General features: G+C 71.2%; 17 protein-coding genes. 16 read left to right on the top strand and 1 reads right to left on the bottom strand.

Annotation, left to right across the window (positions count from 1 at the left end):
- Positions 1 to 2 precede the first annotated feature (2 nt).
- From EGM46_RS07515 to EGM46_RS07440, 16 genes are all read left to right on the top strand, one after another.
- Entirely contained in the window at positions 3 to 1,331 is a 1,329-nt protein-coding gene (locus tag EGM46_RS07515) for a replication-associated recombination protein A (RefSeq protein ID WP_125099596.1), read from the top strand.
- A gap of 286 nt (positions 1,332 to 1,617) precedes the next feature.
- Positions 1,618 to 2,247, top strand: a complete 630-nt coding sequence (rpsD, locus tag EGM46_RS07510; protein WP_125099544.1) for a 30S ribosomal protein S4 — start codon at positions 1,618 to 1,620, stop codon at positions 2,245 to 2,247.
- A gap of 181 nt (positions 2,248 to 2,428) precedes the next feature.
- A complete protein-coding gene (locus EGM46_RS07505; RefSeq protein WP_125099543.1) occupies positions 2,429 to 2,650 on the top strand; it encodes a hypothetical protein in 222 nt (73 codons plus the stop codon).
- Between the two features lie 70 nt (positions 2,651 to 2,720).
- Entirely contained in the window at positions 2,721 to 5,375 is a 2,655-nt protein-coding gene (gene alaS, locus EGM46_RS07500; RefSeq protein ID WP_125099542.1) for an alanine--tRNA ligase, read from the top strand.
- Positions 5,376 to 5,380: 5 nt separating this feature from the next.
- Positions 5,381 to 5,878 carry a Holliday junction resolvase RuvX gene (gene ruvX, locus EGM46_RS07495; protein ID WP_125099541.1) on the top strand — a complete coding sequence of 166 codons (498 nt, stop codon included), beginning with the start codon at positions 5,381 to 5,383 and terminating at the stop codon, positions 5,876 to 5,878.
- Positions 5,875 to 6,972, top strand: coding sequence for an endolytic transglycosylase MltG (gene mltG / locus EGM46_RS07490; RefSeq protein WP_125099540.1), 1,098 nt, complete (start codon positions 5,875 to 5,877; stop codon positions 6,970 to 6,972). Before ruvX ends, mltG begins: the two co-directional genes overlap by 4 nt.
- A complete protein-coding gene (locus EGM46_RS07485) occupies positions 6,973 to 7,818 on the top strand; it encodes a shikimate dehydrogenase family protein (RefSeq protein ID WP_125099539.1) in 846 nt (281 codons plus the stop codon). It abuts the gene before it with no gap.
- Between the two features lie 5 nt (positions 7,819 to 7,823).
- On the top strand, positions 7,824 to 9,020 hold the full coding sequence (gene aroC / locus EGM46_RS07480) for a chorismate synthase (RefSeq protein ID WP_125099538.1): 1,197 nt from the start codon (positions 7,824 to 7,826) through the stop codon (positions 9,018 to 9,020).
- A complete protein-coding gene (locus EGM46_RS07475; protein WP_125099537.1) occupies positions 9,017 to 9,772 on the top strand; it encodes a shikimate kinase in 756 nt (251 codons plus the stop codon). Before aroC ends, EGM46_RS07475 begins: the two co-directional genes overlap by 4 nt.
- Positions 9,769 to 10,881 (top strand): 3-dehydroquinate synthase, encoded by a 1,113-nt coding sequence (gene aroB / locus EGM46_RS07470; RefSeq protein WP_125099536.1) that lies wholly within the window; start codon positions 9,769 to 9,771, stop codon positions 10,879 to 10,881. The genes EGM46_RS07475 and aroB overlap by 4 nt, the downstream gene beginning before the upstream one ends.
- A 328-nt stretch (positions 10,882 to 11,209) precedes the next feature.
- Entirely contained in the window at positions 11,210 to 12,256 is a 1,047-nt protein-coding gene (locus tag EGM46_RS07465; RefSeq protein ID WP_125099535.1) for an ABC transporter substrate-binding protein, read from the top strand.
- On the top strand, positions 12,253 to 13,017 hold the full coding sequence (locus tag EGM46_RS07460; protein WP_125099534.1) for an ABC transporter ATP-binding protein: 765 nt from the start codon (positions 12,253 to 12,255) through the stop codon (positions 13,015 to 13,017). The genes EGM46_RS07465 and EGM46_RS07460 overlap by 4 nt, the downstream gene beginning before the upstream one ends.
- Entirely contained in the window at positions 13,014 to 13,841 is an 828-nt protein-coding gene (locus tag EGM46_RS07455) for an ABC transporter permease (RefSeq protein ID WP_125099533.1), read from the top strand. Before EGM46_RS07460 ends, EGM46_RS07455 begins: the two co-directional genes overlap by 4 nt.
- On the top strand, positions 13,826 to 14,878 hold the full coding sequence (locus EGM46_RS07450; RefSeq protein WP_125099532.1) for an Ldh family oxidoreductase: 1,053 nt from the start codon (positions 13,826 to 13,828) through the stop codon (positions 14,876 to 14,878). Before EGM46_RS07455 ends, EGM46_RS07450 begins: the two co-directional genes overlap by 16 nt.
- Entirely contained in the window at positions 14,875 to 16,332 is a 1,458-nt protein-coding gene (locus EGM46_RS07445) for an acyl-CoA thioesterase/bile acid-CoA:amino acid N-acyltransferase family protein (RefSeq protein ID WP_125099531.1), read from the top strand. The genes EGM46_RS07450 and EGM46_RS07445 overlap by 4 nt, the downstream gene beginning before the upstream one ends.
- Positions 16,332 to 17,204 (top strand): DUF1684 domain-containing protein, encoded by an 873-nt coding sequence (locus tag EGM46_RS07440; RefSeq protein ID WP_125099530.1) that lies wholly within the window; start codon positions 16,332 to 16,334, stop codon positions 17,202 to 17,204. Before EGM46_RS07445 ends, EGM46_RS07440 begins: the two co-directional genes overlap by 1 nt.
- A gap of 301 nt (positions 17,205 to 17,505) precedes the next feature.
- Here EGM46_RS07440 and EGM46_RS07435 read toward each other — a convergent pair.
- A partial coding sequence (locus EGM46_RS07435; protein WP_125099529.1) for an ATP-binding protein occupies positions 17,506 to 18,704 on the bottom strand: 1,199 nt, incomplete at its 5' end.

Raw genomic sequence — 18,704 nt, 5'->3', positions numbered from 1 at the left:
GGATGCGCCCGCGCTCGCTCGACGAGGTCGTCGGCCAGCGGCACCTGCTGCACCCGGGCTCCCCGCTCCGTGTGCTCGCGGCCGACACGGAGGGCGGCGGGGGAGCCGTCTCGGTGATCCTGTGGGGGCCGCCTGGCACGGGCAAGACCACGCTGGCGCAGGCGATCGCGCACTCCAGCGGCCGCCGCTTCGTCGAGCTCTCCGCGATCACCGCTGGCGTGAAGGACGTACGGACGGTCATGGAGCGCGCGCTCAACGACCGCGACCTGTACGGGATCGCGACCGTGCTCTTCCTCGACGAGATTCATCGCTTCACGAAGGCGCAGCAGGACGCACTGCTCCCCGGCGTCGAGAACGGCTGGGTCACCCTCGTCGCCGCCACGACCGAGAACCCCTCGTTCTCGGTGATCAGCCCGCTGCTCTCTCGCTCACTGCTGCTCACACTCGAGCCGCTCGACGACGGCGATCTGCGCCTCCTGCTGGAGCGCGCGCTCGCGGAACCGCACGGCCTAGCAGGCACGGTCGCGATCGAGCCGGAGGCGCTCGATGCGCTCGTGCAGCTCGCATCGGGGGACGCGCGCCGCGCGCTCACCGGCCTCGAAGCGGCTGCCGCGTCGGCGATCGCGCTGGAGCCTGCGGAGGATCAGCCGACAGCCGAGACCGCGAGCGACGAGCCCGGCACCTCGCCCCGCCCGGTGATCACGCCCGATGTGGTCTCCGCCGCGGTGAACCGTGCGCTGCTCCGCTACGACCGAAACGGCGATCAGCACTACGACGTCACGAGCGCGTTCATCAAGTCGATGCGCGGCTCCGATCCCGATGCGGCGATTCACTACCTCGCGCGCATGATCGAGGCGGGGGAGGATCCGCGCTTCATTGCACGGCGCCTCATCGTGCACGCCGCGGAGGACGTCGGCATGGCCGATCCGCGCGCACTCCAGGTCGCGGTCGCCGCCGCGGAGGCGGCGCAGCTCATCGGACTGCCCGAGGCCAGGATCCCGCTCGCCGAGGCCACGATCTACATCGCGACAGCGCCGAAGTCGAACGCGGTGATCTCGGCGATCGACACGGCGATCGCCGACGTCAAGGCCGGGCGCTTCGGCGTGGTCCCGCTCCACCTCCGCGACGCGCACTACCCCGGCGCGAAGCGCATGGGGCACGGGAAGGGCTACCGGTACCCGCACGCCGACCCGCGCGGGGTGTCGACGCAGCAGTACCTCCCTGACGAGCTCCGCGATCGCGTCTACTACTCGCCGACCACGCACGGCAACGAGCGAGAACTCGGCGAGCGCCTGGAAAAACTGCGCAGGATCACCCGCGCTGACCCGTAGCCGCCGCGCGGCGGCGCCACGAGCGGCAGCGCCACCAGCCCTGGCGTGCTAAGCTAGACGCTGGCCAACACTGGACCCGACGCTGGCTGCGCACGGGCCCTTGTGGCAGTCGCCCTGTAGCCGGGTTTCTGCGCTGGTCGTTCCCTCACCGAAAACGGTGTGCTGCGTCGCGTGCATTGCGGATCCCCTGCGGATCGTGAATGCGGGCGCAGCGTGGCCGAGAGAACACGCGCCGCACAGCTTGTCCTGTGCGCGCACATTACCCAGAACACCCGAAAGGACCAACGTGTCGACTACGTCGCGTACCCGTTCCAAGACCCGCCTGTCCCGCTCGCTCGGGATCGCGCTCACGCCGAAGGCAGCGCGCTACCTCGAGAAGCGCCCCTACGGCCCCGGCCAGCACGGCCGCACCAAGCGCAAGAGCGACAGCGACTACGCGGTCCGTCTGCGCGAGAAGCAGCGTCTCCGGGCCCAGTACGGCATCCGTGAGAAGCAGCTCGTCATCGCGTTCAAGGAAGCTCGTCGCCAGGACGGCCTGACCGGTGAGAACCTCGTTGAGCTGCTCGAGATGCGTCTCGACGCGCTCGTGCTGCGTGCCGGCTTCGCCCGCACCACCGCGCAGGCTCGCCAGATGGTCGTGCACCGCCACATCCTCGTCGACGGCAAGATCGTCGACCGCCCCTCCTTCCGCGTGAAGCCGGGTCAGCTCATCCACGTCAAGGAGCGCTCCGAGGGCACCGAGCCCTTCCAGGTCGCCGCTGCCGGTGGCCACGCCGAGGTGCTGCCCCCCGTCCCGGGCTACCTCGAGGTCGAGCTCGACAAGCTCCAGGCGCGCCTCGTGCGTCGCCCGAAGCGCGCTGAGGTCCCCGTGACCTGTGAAGTGCAGCTCGTGGTCGAGTACTACTCGGGCCGCTAAGTCGCAGATTCTGCGCAGTGCCGCCACAGGGGCGTCGGAGAAATCCGGCGCCCCTGTGGCGTTTCCCGGCCTGCGCGCTGACTGTGGATATCCGGCGCGCGGATTGGGGAACCCGCTAAGCTTGACCGTGTTTTCCGGCGCGGCTCCCACCGCGTTCGTTCGCCGACAGGAGGAATGAGACATGCGCAAGCTGATGTGGCTGCTGGGCGGCGTGGTGCTGGGCTTCGTCGCGGCACACTTCGTCAACCAGAACCCCGAGGGTCGACGCTTCTTCGACCGTGTCAATCGCGGGATGAATGAGTTCAGCCGTGCCTTCGCGAGCGGCTACGAGGCCGAGGTCGATGAGACGGAGCTCGGCGAAGATCTCGAGGACGCACTGCGGGATCTCCGCGACAAGAACTGACTGGTGCACCGCCGGTGCACCACCGGCGCCATGCACGCACGACACGCCCCACCACCAGAAAGACTCACGGATGCAGACCGCTGAAATCCACCGCCGTTGGCTCAACTTCTTCGAGCAGCGGGGACACACCGTCGTCCCCTCAGCCTCGCTCGTGAGCGATGATCCGAGCCTGATGTTCACGGTCGCTGGCATGGTGCCGTTCGTGCCGTACCTCTCCGGCCTGGTTCCCGCCCCGTACGAGCGGGCGACCAGCGTGCAGAAGTGCATCAGGACGAACGACATCGAGGAGGTCGGGCGCACGCCGCGCCACGGCACCTTCTTCCAGATGTGCGGCAACTTCTCCTTCGGTGACTACTTCAAGGAGGGCGCGATCAAGTTCGCGTGGGAGCTGCTCACCACGCCCGAGGCCGATGGCGGTCTCGGCTTCGAGGCGAAGGATCTGTGGGTCACGGTCTACGAGGAGGACGAGGAGGCCATCGCGCTGTGGCGCGAGCACTCCACCCTCCCCGAGGAGCGCATCCAGCGCCTCGGCAAGGACACGAACTACTGGTCGACCGGGCAGCCAGGGCCGGCCGGCCCCTGCTCGGAGATCTTCTACGACCTCGGCCCCGAGCACGGCATCGACGGCGGCCCGGCCACCGATGACGACCGCTACGTCGAGATCTGGAACCTCGTCTTCATGCAGTACGAGGTCGCGGACGTGCGGTCAAAGACCGATTTCACGATTCTCGGTGAGCTGCCGAAGAAGAACATCGACACGGGCATGGGCCTGGAGCGCGTCGCGTTCATCAAGCAGGGCGTGCAGAACATGTACGAGATCGATCAGGTGCGCCCCGTGCTGGATCGCGCGGCCGAGCTGACCGGCAAGACGTACGGCGCTGATCACGCCGACGACGTGCGCCTGCGCGTCATCGCCGACCACGTGCGCAGTGGGCTCATGCTCATCGCGGACGGGGTCACGCCGTCGAACGAGGGCCGCGGCTACATCCTCCGGCGTCTGCTGCGCCGCGTGATCCTCTCGATGCGCCTGCTCGGCTTCGACGGCGCGAGCTTCGCGGAACTCTTCCCGGTGTCGCGCGACGCGATGCAGGACGCGTACCCGGCCGTTGCCAGGGATTTCGACTTCATCTCGCGTGCGGCGTACGCCGAGGAGAAGACCTTCCTGCGCACGCTCGCATCGGGGATCCAGATCCTGGACACCGCGGTGGACACCGCGAAGGCCGGTGCGGTCGCCGTGCCGGGCGATACGGCGTTCCTGCTGCACGACACGCACGGCTTCCCGATCGAGCTGACGTTGGAGATCGCCGAGGAGGCGGGTGTCGCCGTCGACCGCGCCGTGTTCACCGAGCTGATGCAGGAGCAGCGCGACCGCGCGAAGGCGGATGCGAAGGCCAAGAAGGGCCAGCGCGCCGACCTGTCGGTGTACAAGGAGCTGCGCGGCCTGGGCGAGACCCTGTTCACGGGCTACGACGAGCTCGTGCACGAGAGCCGCGTGCTCGGCATCGTCGTGGACGGCGTCCCGGTGCGCGAGGCCCACGAGGGGCAGATCGCCGAGCTCGTGCTCTCGGAGACCTCCCTCTGGGCAGAATCCGGCGGCCAGGACTCCGATCAGGGCGTCATCGTCGGCGACGGTTTCGAGGCCGAGGTCCTCGACGTGCAGAAGCCGGTGCCCGGGCTCATCGTGCACACGGTGAAGGTCGGCCTCGGCACGATCGGGATCGATCAGCGCGCCCAGACCCGCGTCGACGCCGACTACCGGCGCGGGGCGACACAGGCACACTCCGCGACGCACATCGTGCACGCCGCGCTCCGCGACGTGCTCGGCGCCGGGGCGCACCAGGCCGGCTCGTACAACAAGGCCGGCTACATGCGCCTCGACTTCACCCACTCGGAGGCGCTCAGCCCCGCGACGAAGTCCGAGATCGAGGAGATCTCGAACCTCGCGATCCGCGCGAACCACGAGGTCGTCACCCGGGAGATGGGGATCGACGAGGCGAAGGCCATGGGCGCGATGGCGCTCTTCGGTGAGAAGTACGGCGACCGCGTCCGTGTCGTCGATATCGGCGGCCCGTGGTCGCGCGAGCTCTGCGCGGGCACGCACGTGTCGCGCTCGGCGGAGGTCGGCATGATCAACCTGGTCTCGGAGAGCTCGGTCGGCTCGACGAACCGGCGCGTCGAGTCGCTCGTCGGGCTCGAAGCGTTCCAGAGCTTCGCCGCCGAGCGCGCGATCGTGCAGCAGCTCGCGAGCGGCCTGCGCGTGCCCCGCACCGAGCTCGTCGGCCGCGTGCAGGATCTCGGCGCTCAGCTGAAGGCCGCGGAGAAGAAGATCGCGGCGTTCGAGGCCGAGCGCCTCGCGCAGCGCGTGCCCGAGCTCATTGCCGGCGCGGAGCAGATCGGCAGCGTACGCGCCGTGCTCCACTCCCTCGGCTCGGTCGGCTCCGCCGACGACGTGCGCGGCCTCGCAATCCAGGTGCGCGACCGGCTCGCGGCCGACGCCGCGGTCGTCGTCCTCGCGGGGGAGGCCGGCGGCAAGCCGGTCGTCATCGCGGCGACCACCGAGGGCGCGCGGAGCGCCGGGGTGCGCGCAGGCGACCTCGCGAAGCTCGGCGCGCAGGTGCTCGGCGGCGGGGGCGGCGGCAAGCCTGACCTCGCGCAGGGCGGTGGCGCCGATCCCGCGCAGATCGACGCCGCGCTGACCGCCATCCGCGGCCGACTCGCGGAGTAGCCGGCGTGCGAAGCGGAGTGCGGCTGGGCATCGACGTCGGCAAGGCGCGCATCGGCGTGGCCCGCTCGGACCTGCACGGCATGCTCGCCACGCCGGTCGAGACGGTCGCGCGAGCCGCGGACGGTGACGCCGACCTGGAGCGCATCGCCGAGCTGGTCGCCGAGCTCGCCGCGTTCGAGGTGATCGTCGGCCTGCCGCTCAACATGCGCGGCGAGCGAACGCTGTCCACCGACGACGCCGTCGCGTTCGCCGAGCGGCTCGCGCTGCGGCTCGGCGCCGTCGACGTGCCCGTGCGGCTCGTCGACGAGCGGCTGTCGACCGTCTCCGCGCAGGGGCAGTTGCGGCAGGCGGGCAAGAAGACCAAACAGAGCCGCTCGATCATCGATCAGGCGGCAGCGGTGGTGATCCTCCAGCACGCGCTCGACACCGAGCGCGCGCAGGGCACCGCGCCAGGGAGCCCGGTCGAGGTGGCCGGTGCGAATGCGAAGGAGCTAGACGGATGAACGCACGAGCACGTGAGCGCTCATCGGGCCGCGGGAAGCGCATCGCGATCTCCCTGATCGTGACCGCGGTGCTGCTCGGCGGCCTCGCCGCGGCCGGCGCCTACCTCTGGTCGCAGTACGGCGCGCAGGTCTCCCAAGCGCTCGGGTGGACGTCGAACGACTACGAGGGGCCTGGCGAGGGCGACACGATCATCGTCATCACCGAGGGTGAGATCGGCGAGGATGTCGCGAGCTCGCTCGCGGAGGCCGGCGTCGTGAAGACGTCCGAGGCGTTCTACCAGCTGCTGCTCGACCAGGATCCCGCCGTGGAATTCCAGCCTGGCTCGTACCGGATGAAGCTGCAGATGAGCTCCGCTGCCGCGCTCGCGGCGCTGCAGGATCCCGAGAACCGGATGAACTTCACCGCGATGATTCCGGAGGGCAAGACCGTCGAGCAGACGATCGAGCTCATCTCCGCCGGCGCGGACATTCCGCTCGCCGAGCTGCAGGATGCCATCGCCGATCCCGCGGCGTTCGGGATCCCCGCCGGCGTCGACAGCCTCGAGGGGTGGCTCTTCCCCGCCACCTACGAGTTCGAGGCGGACACCACGGGCGTGGAGGCGATCCAGCGCCTCGTCGATCAGCAGAAGCTCGTGCTCGACGAGGCCGGCGTCGCCGAGGCGGATCGAGAGCGCGTGCTCACGATCGCGGCCATGGTGCAGAAGGAGGGCGGTCGGATCGAGGACTTCGGCAAGGTCTCCCGTGTGATCGCGAACCGACTCGCCGACGACATGCTGCTGCAGATGGACTCGACCGCGCAGTACGGCATGGGCCAGCACGACGACGGCTCCGTCTGGTCGACCAACGAGGCGCTCGCCGACGACAACCCCTGGAACACGTACGTGCACAAGGGGCTGCCGAAGGGGCCGATCGCGAACCCGGGGCGCGACGCGATCAACGCGGCCATCAACCCCGAGCCGGGCGACTGGATCTACTTCGTCGCGATCAACCTGGACACGCGCGAGTCGGCGTTCAGCGTGACGCAGGAGGAGCACGACGCCTCCGTCGCGAAGCTGAACGAGTGGTGCGCGGCGAACCCGGGGAAGGGGTGCTAAATGCCTGATCAGCTGGCCGTGCTCGGCTGGCCCATCGGGCATTCCCTCTCGCCGGCCATTCACCGGGCCGCGTACGAGGTACTCGGCGTCGACTGGCGCTACTCCGCGGTGCGCTGCGGCACCGCGGAGCTCGCGCCATTCCTCGCCGGCCGCGGCGCCGAGTGGCGCGGGCTCTCGCTCACGATGCCGCTGAAGGAGGAAGCGCACCGCCTCGCCGCCTCCCTCGATCCGGTCGCGCGCGACAGCGGCGTCGTGAACACGCTGCGCCGCCGCGCGGATGGCGGCTGGGACGGGTTCAACACCGACGTCGCTGGCCTCGCGCGCGCCATCTCGGCGGCCTCGCTCGACGCCGGTCGGACCCTCGTCATCGGCACCGGGGCGACCGCGATCTCCGCGGTGCTCGCCGCGCGGCAGCTCGGCGGGGCGGAGCTGCTCGTCGTTGGTCGCCGGCTCGACGCCGCTGCGGCGCTCGCCGAGCGCTTCGACGGCACCGGCGGGATGAGCTGTGCGGCGATGGCGCTCACCGATCCCGATCTGCCCGCGTGGACGCCGAGCCTCATCATCTCGACACTCCCGGGCCCGGCCGGCGCCGCACTCGAACTCCCGAGCGCGCTCACGGCGTCGCCCCTCTTCGATGTCGCCTACGATCCCTGGCCGTCGCCCCTCGCACAGCGCTGGGGCGCGAGCGGGGGACGCGCGTTCCCCGGCACCGACATGCTCGTCGAGCAGGCGATCGTGCAGATCCGGATCTTCCGCGGGGGAGACCCTGCCACGCCGCTTCCCGCGGAATCGGCGGTGCGGGCGGCCATGCGCGCTGCGGCGGCGCCCCACGGTGTGGGAGGATAGTGGGTATGCTGCGTTGGCTTACCGCTGGAGAGTCCCACGGACCCGAACTGATCGCTGTTCTTGAGGGGCTGCCAGCTGGCGTGCCCATCTCGCTCGACGAGATTCGCGCAGACCTCGCGCGCCGCAAGCTGGGCTACGGCCGCGGCTCGCGCATGAAGTTCGAGCAGGACGAGCTCAACGTCTCCGGTGGCGTGGTGCAGGGCGTCTCCATCGGCGGGCCCGTCGCCATCCGCATCGGCAACACCGAGTGGCCGAAGTGGGCCGAGGTGATGAGCGCCGAGCCGACCGAGCTCTCCGAGAAGTCGCGCGGCCGCGGCGCCCCGCTCACCCGCCCGCGCCCCGGGCACGCGGACCTCGCCGGCATGCAGAAGTACGGCTTCGACGAGGCGCGTCCGGTGCTGGAGCGCGCAAGCGCCCGCGAGACCGCCGCACGCGTCGCGCTCGGCGCGGTCGCACGCGCCTTCCTCGCGGAGCTCGGCATCGGACTCGTCAGCCACACCGTCTCGCTCGGCACCATCGAGGCGCCCGCGGGCGGCAAGCTGCCCCGCCCCGAGGACACCGCTGCGCTCGATGCCGACCCGCTGCGCTGCTTCGACGCGGCGACGAGCGCCCGCATGGTGGCCGAGGTCGACGACACGAAGAAGTCCGGCGACACGATCGGCGGCATCGTCGAGGTGCTCGCCTACGGGCTGCCGCCCGGGCTCGGCTCCTACGTGCACTGGGACCGGCGTCTCGACTCGCGCCTCGCTGGCGCCCTGATGGGCATCCAGGCGATCAAGGCGGTCGAGGTCGGCGATGGCTTCGAGACGACCCGCCGCCGCGGCTCCGCCGCGCACGATGAGCTGCACATCGCGGACGGCCAGATCGCCCGCGAGACCGGCCGCGCCGGCGGCATCGAGGGCGGCATGACCACCGGCCAGGTGCTGCGCGTGCGCGCGGGGATGAAACCGATCGCCACGGTGCCGCACGCGCTCCCGACCATCGACGTCGCCACCGGTGAGGAGGCGAAGGCCCACCACCAGCGCTCCGACGTGTCCGCAGTGCCGGCAGCCGGTGTCGTCGCCGAGGCGATGGTCGCACTCGTGCTCGCGGACGCGGTGACCGAGAAGTTCGGCGGCGACAGCGTCGCGGAGACGAAGCGCAACCTCGAGTCGTATCTCGCCGCGATCCCCGAGCGCTTGTCGACCGCCATCGAATCGTGACCGGGAAGCGCCGGGCCGGACGCCCGGTCGGGCCACCGACCGCCGCGCCGAAGCCGGCACCGCCGAGCACACCTGAGCTGCAGCATCCGCACGAGCAGGAGGCCGCGCAGACGCCGGCGGCCGCGCAACGGAGCAAGAACGCCTCCCGGAACCGTCGCCGTCGGCGGCGACGCGGCGGGGTGCGGCTGCCCGATCGCGCGGTCGTGTTCGTCGGCCCGATGGCCGCGGGAAAGACGAGCCTCGGCAAGCGAGTCGCCCGCGAGCTCGGCGTGCCCTTCGTTGACACCGACGCGGTGTTCGTGCGCCAGCACGGGGCCATCACCGAGTTCTTCGCCGAGCACGGCGAGCCCGAGTTCCGCCGCATCGAGGCGGACGTGATCGCGCAGGAACTCGCGCATCCCGGCGGGCGCATCGTCGCGCTCGGCGGCGGCGCGGTCCTCACCGAACGCACCCGTGAGCTGCTTGCGTCCTACCCGGTCGTGCTGCTCATGACCACGCAGGAGGCAGTGCTCCGCACGGCGAACCTCGCCCGCCGGCCGCTGCTCCGCGACGACCCGGAAGCGTGGGGCAGGATCCTCGAGGAGCGCCGCCCCCTCTACGACGAGGTTTCCGACGTGATGTACCGCACCGACCGTGCGACCAAGGAGCAACTCGCGCGCCGCGTCGCGCAGTGGGCGCGCAGCTTCGGCAAGAAGCGCGGCCCGATCCCCGGCAGCGGCGAGCCGACGCCACCGACAAGGAGTGAAGCATGACCACGCAGGACCAGCCCGCCACCGGCGCACCTTCCCCGTTCACGGAGATCCAGGTCACGGGGGACTCCGAGTACACGATCACGATCGGTCGCGGCGCGCTCGCCCGAGTGCCCGAGGTGCTCGGCGACCGGGTGGCGAAGGTGCTCATCATCCACACGCCGACGGTCGGGAAGATCGCGAGCGAGCTGCGCGACGCGCTCGAGGGCCGCTACACGCAGGTGCTCCTCGCCGAGGTGCCTGACGCCGAGTCGGCGAAGCGCGTCGAGGTTGCGGCGTTCTGCTGGCAGATCCTCGGCCAGTCGGACTTCACGCGCACCGACGCGATCATCGGGCTTGGCGGCGGCGCGGTGACCGATCTCGCCGGCTTCGTTGCGGGGACCTGGCTGCGCGGCGTGCGGCTCGTGCAGATCCCCACGAGCGTGCTCGGCATGGTCGACGCCGCGGTCGGCGGCAAGACGGGAATCAACACCAACGAGGGGAAGAACCTCGTCGGCACGTTTACCGCACCCGCCGGTGTGATCTGCGACATCGACCTCGTCGACACGCTGCCGCGCAACGAGATCCTCGCCGGCTTCGCCGAGGTGGCGAAGTGCGGCTTCATCGCCGAGCCTGAGATTCTCGACATCATCGAGGCCGACGTTGACCGCGCGACCGACCCGCAGACGGCGGAGTTCCAGCGGCTCATCGAGCTGGCGGTCGGCGTGAAGGCGCGCGTGGTGTCCGAGGACTTCCGCGAGGGCGGGCTGCGCGAGATCCTGAACTACGGGCACACGCTCGGGCACGCGATCGAGCACGCGGAGCGCTACCAGTGGCGGCACGGCGTGGCGATCTCGATCGGCATGATGTATGCGGCCGAGCTCGGCCGCATGGCCGGCGCGCTCTCGGACGCCGCGGTCGACCGGCACCGGCGCATCCTGTCGTCGCTGACGCTGCCGCTCACGTACCCGGCTGGCCGCTGGGCCGGGCTGCTCGCGACGATGCAGCGGGACAAGAAGGCGCGCGCGGGTATGCTCCGCTTCATCGTGCTCGACGAGATCGGGAAGCCGCGCGTGCTCGCCGGCGTCGACGACTCGATGCTCCAGTTCGCCTACCAGGAGATCGCGAACTAGCTGGGGAGGGGCGCTCGGGAGCGCTCGCGGAGCGCCCCTGATTCGCGCTGCGCGCCCGCGGCACCCGCTGCGCGCCCGCGGCACCCGCTGCGCGCCCCCAAACCACGCGGAGAAATCTGGGATCTCGGGCGTTTTCGCGCGAAAGCGCCCGAGCTTTCGAATTTCTCCGGCGCGTTGGTGGTGCGCGGGCGGACTCACTGGCGAGGCCGGGCGCGGGCGAGGTATGACCAAATGTGACGCCGATGCCCCCACGCAGCATGCGCGGAACGATAGATTTGCGGAGTGCGCGGCGATGGGCCGCGCCGAGTCTTGACCCGGGAGCCCACACATGAGCCTTCGCCGCCGAATCGCCGGAGGCATCGCCCTCCTTGCCGGAGCCGCACTCCTGACGAGCTGCGCATCGTCCGCTGAGCCGGGGGCCGGGAGCGGGGATCCCGCCGACGCGCCGAAGATCACCTTCCTGTACTCGCCGTACGCCGATTACGCCCCGTTCTTCATCGCCGAAGAGAAGGGCTACTTCGAGGACGCCGGCGTGGACGTCGAGCTGATCTCGAAGAGCGGCAGCTCGGGGGAGACCTACCAGCAGGTGAGCATGGGCGGCATCGTCGCCGGCGGTGCGACCTGGGGTGCCGGCCTCTTCAACGCGACGAAGGCTGGCGCGTCGATCTCCGTCGTCGCGAGCGTCTCGCGCATCCCCGAGGAGGGGAAGAACCCCGCACCGCTCATGGCCTCGGAGCAGTCGGGCATCACCGACGTGTCGGAGCTGAAGGGGAAGAAGATCGGCGTCCCCGGGACCGGCGGATTCGGCGTCTACTCCGTGTACCTCGCACTCGAGACCGCGGGGATCAGCCTCGACGACGTCGAGCTCGTGAACCTCTCGCCGGGCGACATCCCGCCGGCGCTCGCCAACGGCTCGATCGACGCGAGCTGGACGATCGAACCCATCTCCTCCGCCATCACGGCGCAGGGTCTCGGCCACGAGATCCTCGACGTGAGCTACCAGGCCGGCGTTGAGCTCGGCGCGCTCGCCTTCAACAGCGAGTACGTCGACAAGTACCCCGAGGCGGTGACCGCGTTCACCGCCGCCTACCTCCGCGCGGTGCAGGAGCTCGAGGACGGCGGCTGGAAGGATCCGGCTGACCAGGCGATCATCGCCGAGTACACCGATCTGCCGGTCGAGACGCTCACCGAGATCGGGCTCACGGTGCAGGATCCCGAGGGCGCGATCGACTGGGAGGATGTTGCGCGGCAGGAGCAGTTCTTCCGCGATCGTGACACGCTCGAGTTCACCGGCGACTCGCGGATCCAGGACATCTTCCGCGAGGACATCCTCGACGCCGCTGTGACGCAGGCCGCGGAGGCGTCCGCCAAGTGAGCGGGATCTCGTTCCAACACCTGTGGAAGGCATTCCCGAACGCGGAGTCGCGTGACGAACTGCTGGTCGCGGTGCAGGACGTGTCGCTCGACATCGCCCCGGGGGAGTTCGTCTGCGTGCTTGGTCCATCGGGCTGCGGCAAGAGCACGCTGCTGCGCGTTGCCGCCGGTCTCGACAGCCCGAGTTCCGGCAGCGTGAAGACGCAGAGCCGGCCCTCAGTCGTGTTCCAGGAGCACGGGATCTTCCCGTGGCTCACGATCGCCGAGAACGTCGCGTACCCGCTGAAGCTGCGCGGCGTGCCGCGTGCCGAGCGGCGTGCGCGCGTCGACGAGCTGCTGGAACTCGTCGGCCTTCGCGACTTCGCGAGCTACTACCCGGCGCAGATCTCCGGCGGCATGCGCCAGCGCACCTCCGTTGCGCGCGCCCTCGCGGACGACGGCGACGTGCTGCTCATGGACGAGCCGTTCGGCGCGCTCGATGAGCAGACCCGCGTGGTGCTGCAACAGGAGCTGCTGCGCATCTGGGAGCAGACGTCGAAGGCGGTGCTGTTCATCACGCACTCGGTCGATGAGGCGCTGACGCTCGCGGACCGCGTGGTGGTCATGTCGCATCGCCCAGGCAGGATCATTGCCGAGCTCGAGATCCCGTTCGGCCGCCCCCGCGACATCAAGGAACTGCGCCGCGATCCGCGCTACGGCGAGATCACGGTCAAGCTGTGGGATCTGCTGGAGCAGCAGCCCGAGGAGGAGTCGGCGGCATGAGCGATCGCACCGCACCCGAAATCCCCGCGGAGATCGAGCGCGAGCTGCGCTCCGCCGTCGCCGCGGAGCGTGGCTCCCCGTGGATCCGACGCATCGGACCGTACACGCCGCTCATGCTGCTCGTCGTGTGGGAGGTGCTGAGCCGCGCCGGTCTGCTCGACGCGCGCTTCTTCCCGGCGCCGAGCTCGATCGCCACGACGTTCGTGACGATGCTGCTCGACGGTGTGCTGATCGAGCACGCGGCGATGACCCTGTCGCGCATCGCGATCGGCTTCGTGCTGGGCGCGGTGCCGGGTGTGCTGCTCGGCGTGCTGCTCGGCTCCGTGCGGCCGCTGCGCCAGCTCCTTGAGCCCATCTTCGCGAGCCTCCTACCGATCCCGAAGGTGGCGATCTTCCCGCTCCTGCTGCTGATCTTCGGCCTCGGCGAGACCAGCAAGTACGTGATCGTCGCGATCGGCGTGTTCTTCTACCTGTTCTTCAACACGATGAGCGGGGTGATGCAGACGCCGCCGCTGTTCACCGATGTCGCGAAGGCCAACGGCGCGACGCGCGTGCAGCGCTGGTTCACCGTCTCGTTCCCGTACGCCCTGCCCTCCATCTTCACCGGCATGAAGCTCGCGACGGGCGGCGCGTTCGTGATCATCGCAGCTTCGGAGTTCGTCGGCTCGCAGAGCGGCCTCGGCTACCTCATTTGGAGCTCATGGTCCACGTTCGCGGTGTCCAAGATGTACGTCGGGATCGTGACGATCTCGGTGCTTGGCTACGCGGCAACGGCGCTTGAGGGCTTCATTGAGCGCCGACTGGTGCCGTGGGTGAAGTACTAGTGACGACCGAGGCGCGCGCCGAGACCACCCTGGGCGAACTCGGGGCGGAGCTCGGCCGCGCGCTCGCGCCATACGCCCCGGCCGCTCGCGCCACGCACGGCGATGTCGCGCGCGCCGCGCGCTGGCTCGCCGAGGCTGAACTTCTCGGCCTCCGCGGCTTCGGCGTCGGCATGCTCGTGAAGGATCTGCGCAGGATCGGCCCGCCCGTGTCGGCCCCGGCCGCACGCGAGCAGGCGACGGCAGCGCCGGGCCCCACGCCCACCCCGCCGGACCCCATCGGATCGGTCGACGCCGCTGGCGTGCCAGGCCCACTGACCCTCGCGGTGGCCGTGGCCCGCGCGACGGCGGCAGCGTCCGCGCACGGCATCGGCCTCGTCGGCGTGCGTGGGGTCGGCGCGCTCGGGGTGCTCGGCCTCGCGGCGCGCGACATCGCGCTCACCGGCCAGATCGCGCTCATCGCCGCGCAGGCGCCCGCGATCGTCGCGCCGTGGGGGAGCAGCAGCCCGGCGATCGGCACCAATCCGATCGCGATCGCTGCGCCGCGGCACGCCGCAGACGGGGAGAGCGGACCCCCGCTCGTCGCCGACTTCGCGACCGCGCCCCTGACGCTCGCCGAGCTCCGCGCACGCGCGGCCAGCGGGGAAGCGCTGCCGCCGGGAGCCGCGGTCGACGCGGACGGCGCGGCAACGCTCGATGCCGCGCGGGTCGCCGCGATCCTGCCCGAGAGCCTCGTCGGCTCGCTCGGTGGACTCCTCGTCGAGCTCCTGGCTGGCGTCGCGGTCGGTGGTCGTGATCCGGGGCCTGACGCCGCAGGGCGCGGCGCGCTGATCCTCGCCTTCGATCCCGCGCGAGCAGGCGGCGCGCACGCCGCCGCGGACGCCGCGCGCCTCGCCGCCGACTGGGTGGGCGCCGGCGGGCACCTTCCCGCGCGGTTCGACCGGCTCGCGGACGCCCGGGATCCGGCGACCCCACTCGCGGTCGACGCCGATGCGCTCGCTGCACTACGGGCCGCCGCCGCGACGGAGCCGCCCCGATGACCGCCGAACTGCGGCTGCGTGTGAACCCGGCCAGCGGACTCCTCTCCGAGCGCCGCACCATCACCGTCTCGGGCGCCGTGCCCGGCTCGCTCGTTGCGCTGCGCGCAGAGACGCAGCGGGGGGCGGAGCGCTGGGCCGCTGAGGCGACGTTCCTCGCGGACGCGGACGGCGCGGTGGACCTCGACGCCGCCGCTCCGGTGTCCGGCGACTACCGGGTGGCCGACGCGATGGGCCTGTTCTGGGCGCAGACACGGGACACCTCGCACGGCGGCGGCGTGGAGCCACAGGATGTCACGGCGCCGATTGAGACGCGCCTCACCGCCCGGCTCGTTGCGGGCACCGGCGCGTATGCCCTGCATGGGGGAGATGCAGGGTCCAGCTCCGGCTCCTGGGGCCCCTCTGACACGCGGCCGGTAGCGACCGGCCAGGAGCGCGCCCAGGTGCTCGTGCAGCAGCACCTGCTCGCGCCAGGGGTGCTCCGCGCCGAGGTGCGCACGGACGGCCTCGTCGGCACGCTGTTTCGCCCGGCCGGCGCTGGCCCGTTCCCCACGATCATCGTGATGAACGGCTCCGGCGGCGGGATCAACGAGGCGCGCGCTGCGCTCTACGCCGCCGCGGGAATCCAGGCCTTCGCGCTCGGCTACTTCCGCGCACCCGGGCTCTCGCACTACATCTCGCGGACGCCGCTGGAGTACTTCGAGCGCGCGATCGCGTACGCGAGTGAGACGCTCGATCCGCTCGGCGGCGCGCCGATCGTGAGCGGGCAGTCGCGCGGGGGCGAGCTCACCCTGCTGCTCGCCGCGCGCTATCCCGAACGGATCCTCGGTGCGGTCGCGTTCGTGCCCGGCGCGTTCGTGTTCGGCGCGCAGGGTGCCGCCGACCCGGCGGAGGGCTGGAGCGGGCCGAGTTGGACCGCGGGCGGCGCACCGCTACCGCACCTCTGGCACGACAATGCCGGCGTGAGCTGGCAGCCGTGGGGCGGCGACGCGCCGCCAACGAGGCACGGCGACATCTACGTCGACGGCCTCCAGGATCGGGCGCTCGCCGAGCAGACCAGGATCCCCATCGAGCGCTTCTCCGGCCCCGTGCTCTGCGTGTCGGGGCGTGACGATCGCGCCTGGCCGTCGAGCTTTGCCTCCCAGCTCGCCCTCGACGCGCTCGCGCGGAGCGGCCACCTCGCCGAGCGGCTGCACCTCGACTACACGGATGCCGGCCACGGCATCACGATCCCGCACCTGCCGGCCACTGAGATCGCGCGCACCCACCCCGTCTCCGGGGTGCCCTACTCGAACGGCGGCACGCCGCGCGGCAACGCGCACGCGAGCGCCGACTCGTTTGCCAGGGTGTGCGAGTTCGTGCACCGCACCGCGCGCGCCGCCGCAGCCGCGGACCAGCCGGGCGACGCGCCGGCACCCAACGCTTTCCCCCACCCGACGGACACAGAGGAGAACTGATGCCTACGAACGAGCATCTTGCCGGCCAGTGGCGCGAGTGGCGCCACACTCGCGTCGCGGAGCTGACGCGCCCATACGGCTGGACCGCGCTGGTGGCCCAGTTCTGGCTGCACGAGGGCGCGACGGGTGTGGTGCTCGATGGGTTGCCTGGCACCTGGGCCGTGACCGACGGCCGCGTGATCTTCACGCCGCCGGCCGATGGGCCGAACCTGTCCGTGGCTGGCGAGTACCCGAGCGCGCCGATCGAGATTCCGACGGGGCGCAACCAGACGTACGGGCACGGGGGCAGCGTGCCCGTGTACTTTGGTGACCGGGAGGTCGAGACCGTTCCGCGCACGAACGACGCGGGCGAGCGGATTCTCGGTGTCCGCGTGCGCGATCCGCACCTGTCGGTGTCGGCCGAGGAGATCGGGCTCACCGCGTTCGACTACGATCCGGCCTGGCGGATCCCGGCGGTGTTCACCCCGAGCGCGCGCAACGACGTTGAGGCGGTGACCGTCGAGACGGGCGTGCGCGAGACGACGACCCAGATCGGAACGCTCGCGTTCACCCACGACGGGGCGGACTACGAGGTGGTGCTCATCGGCAAGGACGCCGCGCACGGCGTGCAGCCGGTCGCGCACATTCGGGATCGCACGAGCGGGCCCGTGAGCTACGGCGCCGGTCGCGTGATCGAGCTGCAGTTCTCGGAGGACGGCGCTGGGCGCATCGATTTCATCGACTTCAACTATGCGCACGCCCTGCCGTGCGCGGTGACGAACTTCGTCACCTGCCCGCTGCCGCCCAGGCAGAACACGCTCGACCTCGAGGTGCTCGCCGGCGAGAAGAAGCCAGCGAACGACGTGGCGCGCGTGCTCACCTACGAGCAGTAGTTCCCGGGTGGGGCTGGCGGGGCGCGGGCCGGCTGGGCCCGGCCCGGCCCGGCCCGGCTGGCCCGCCCCGCCCAACCCCCGAATTGGTGCGAGTCTGATCCGCTCCGGCGCCCGAATAGCGGATCAAACCCGTACCAAACTGGACTGGTTCGCCCCGGCGGCCGCACGGCCCGCCCCACCCCGGATTTTGGTGCGAGTCTGATCCGCTCCGGCACCCCAATAGCGGATTAGACCCCAACAAAATTTGGGGTGGACCGGGTGAGCCGGGTGGACCGGGTGGGCCCGGGCTGTGGGGGACGGGCTAAGCCCGGTCGGCGCCCAGCACGAAACCCTGGCCCTCCAGGATCAGCGCGAGCACCCGCCGGTCCTCGCGGTGCATGACGCCCTCGACGAAGCGCGTGAGCGCGCCCTCGAGCGTCACCGATCCCGCGCTTGCCGTCACCTTCTGCACCATGGCGACGAGCGTGCGCGGGGCGAGCACGGACTCCTCGAGACCCGGCCTGCCGTCGATCTCGCGCTCGGTGCTCACGTAGTCGCCGAAACCGCCGGACACCGCGCCTGCGAACACCTGCTGGCTGATGAACGCGGCGCGCGCGAGCCGCACGAGTTCCTCGGCGCGCCACTCGCGGGGGAGCACGCCGTCGGCGTCGACCGCGGCAGCGGCGGCGATCAGGCCGTTCTCCACCGGGAAGTCCTCGAAGCGCACCCCGGTGTCCGGATAGTGCACCCGGTAGCTGTTCGCCCCGAAGCGGTTCACGAGCTCGGAGCTCAGCCGGTCGACGCCCCGGTAGCGGTGCGGCGTCTGCTCGTTCGCCGTCGCGAGGATCGCGAAGCCCGGCGCGACGCGCACCTCGCGGCCAGCGTCCTCCTGCACCCGGAGCGTGTCGCCCGGCCGCAGCTGCAGGATCCGGTTGAGGCGCTTCAGGAACTCGGCGGGCATCGCGTTCACCTCGTCGAGGACCACGGCGCGCCCCTCCTGCATCGCGCGCAGCAGCGGACCCGGGGTGAACACGCTCACCGTCGCGCCGCCCTCGGCGCGGAGCTCGTGCGTGCCGATCACCTGCGCGGAGGAGATGTCGCCGTAGCCGGACACCAGCTCGGGATCGCTGCCGGTCGTGACGCGTGCGAGGTGCTCAGCGAGCGCGGTCTTCGCGCCACCGGTCTCGCCGAGCAGCAGCACCGGGTCGCCGCGCAGGAGCGCCGGCGTCGCCTCCGCGATGATGCCGCGCATCTGCCCCGTGAGGAGGAGGCCTGCGCGGAGCTGTGCGCGCGCCTCGCGGAGCCGGAGCGTCCCGAGCGCCTCGAGGATCCCGGCGCGCTCCGCTGACGTGCCGGGCTGTGCGCCGGGGTGCTGCGCACCAGCCGCGGCGCTGCCGGCATGCTCTGTCGCGGAGCTCCCGGCTTGCCCCGCCGCGGAGCTCCCGCCCGCCGCCTCCGCGCGGAGCGCCGCGATCCTGCTCCGTTCGCGCTCGGTGAGGCTGCGGTGCTGCGCGATGGCGC

Origin of the sequence: Leucobacter chromiireducens (assembly GCF_003917135.1) — a bacterium.
In the GTDB taxonomy this organism is placed as follows: domain Bacteria; phylum Actinomycetota; class Actinomycetes; order Actinomycetales; family Microbacteriaceae; genus Leucobacter; species Leucobacter chromiireducens_A.
The sequence above is the reverse complement of the archived record's forward strand: the minus strand, read 5'-3'. Positions and strand labels throughout refer to the sequence as shown.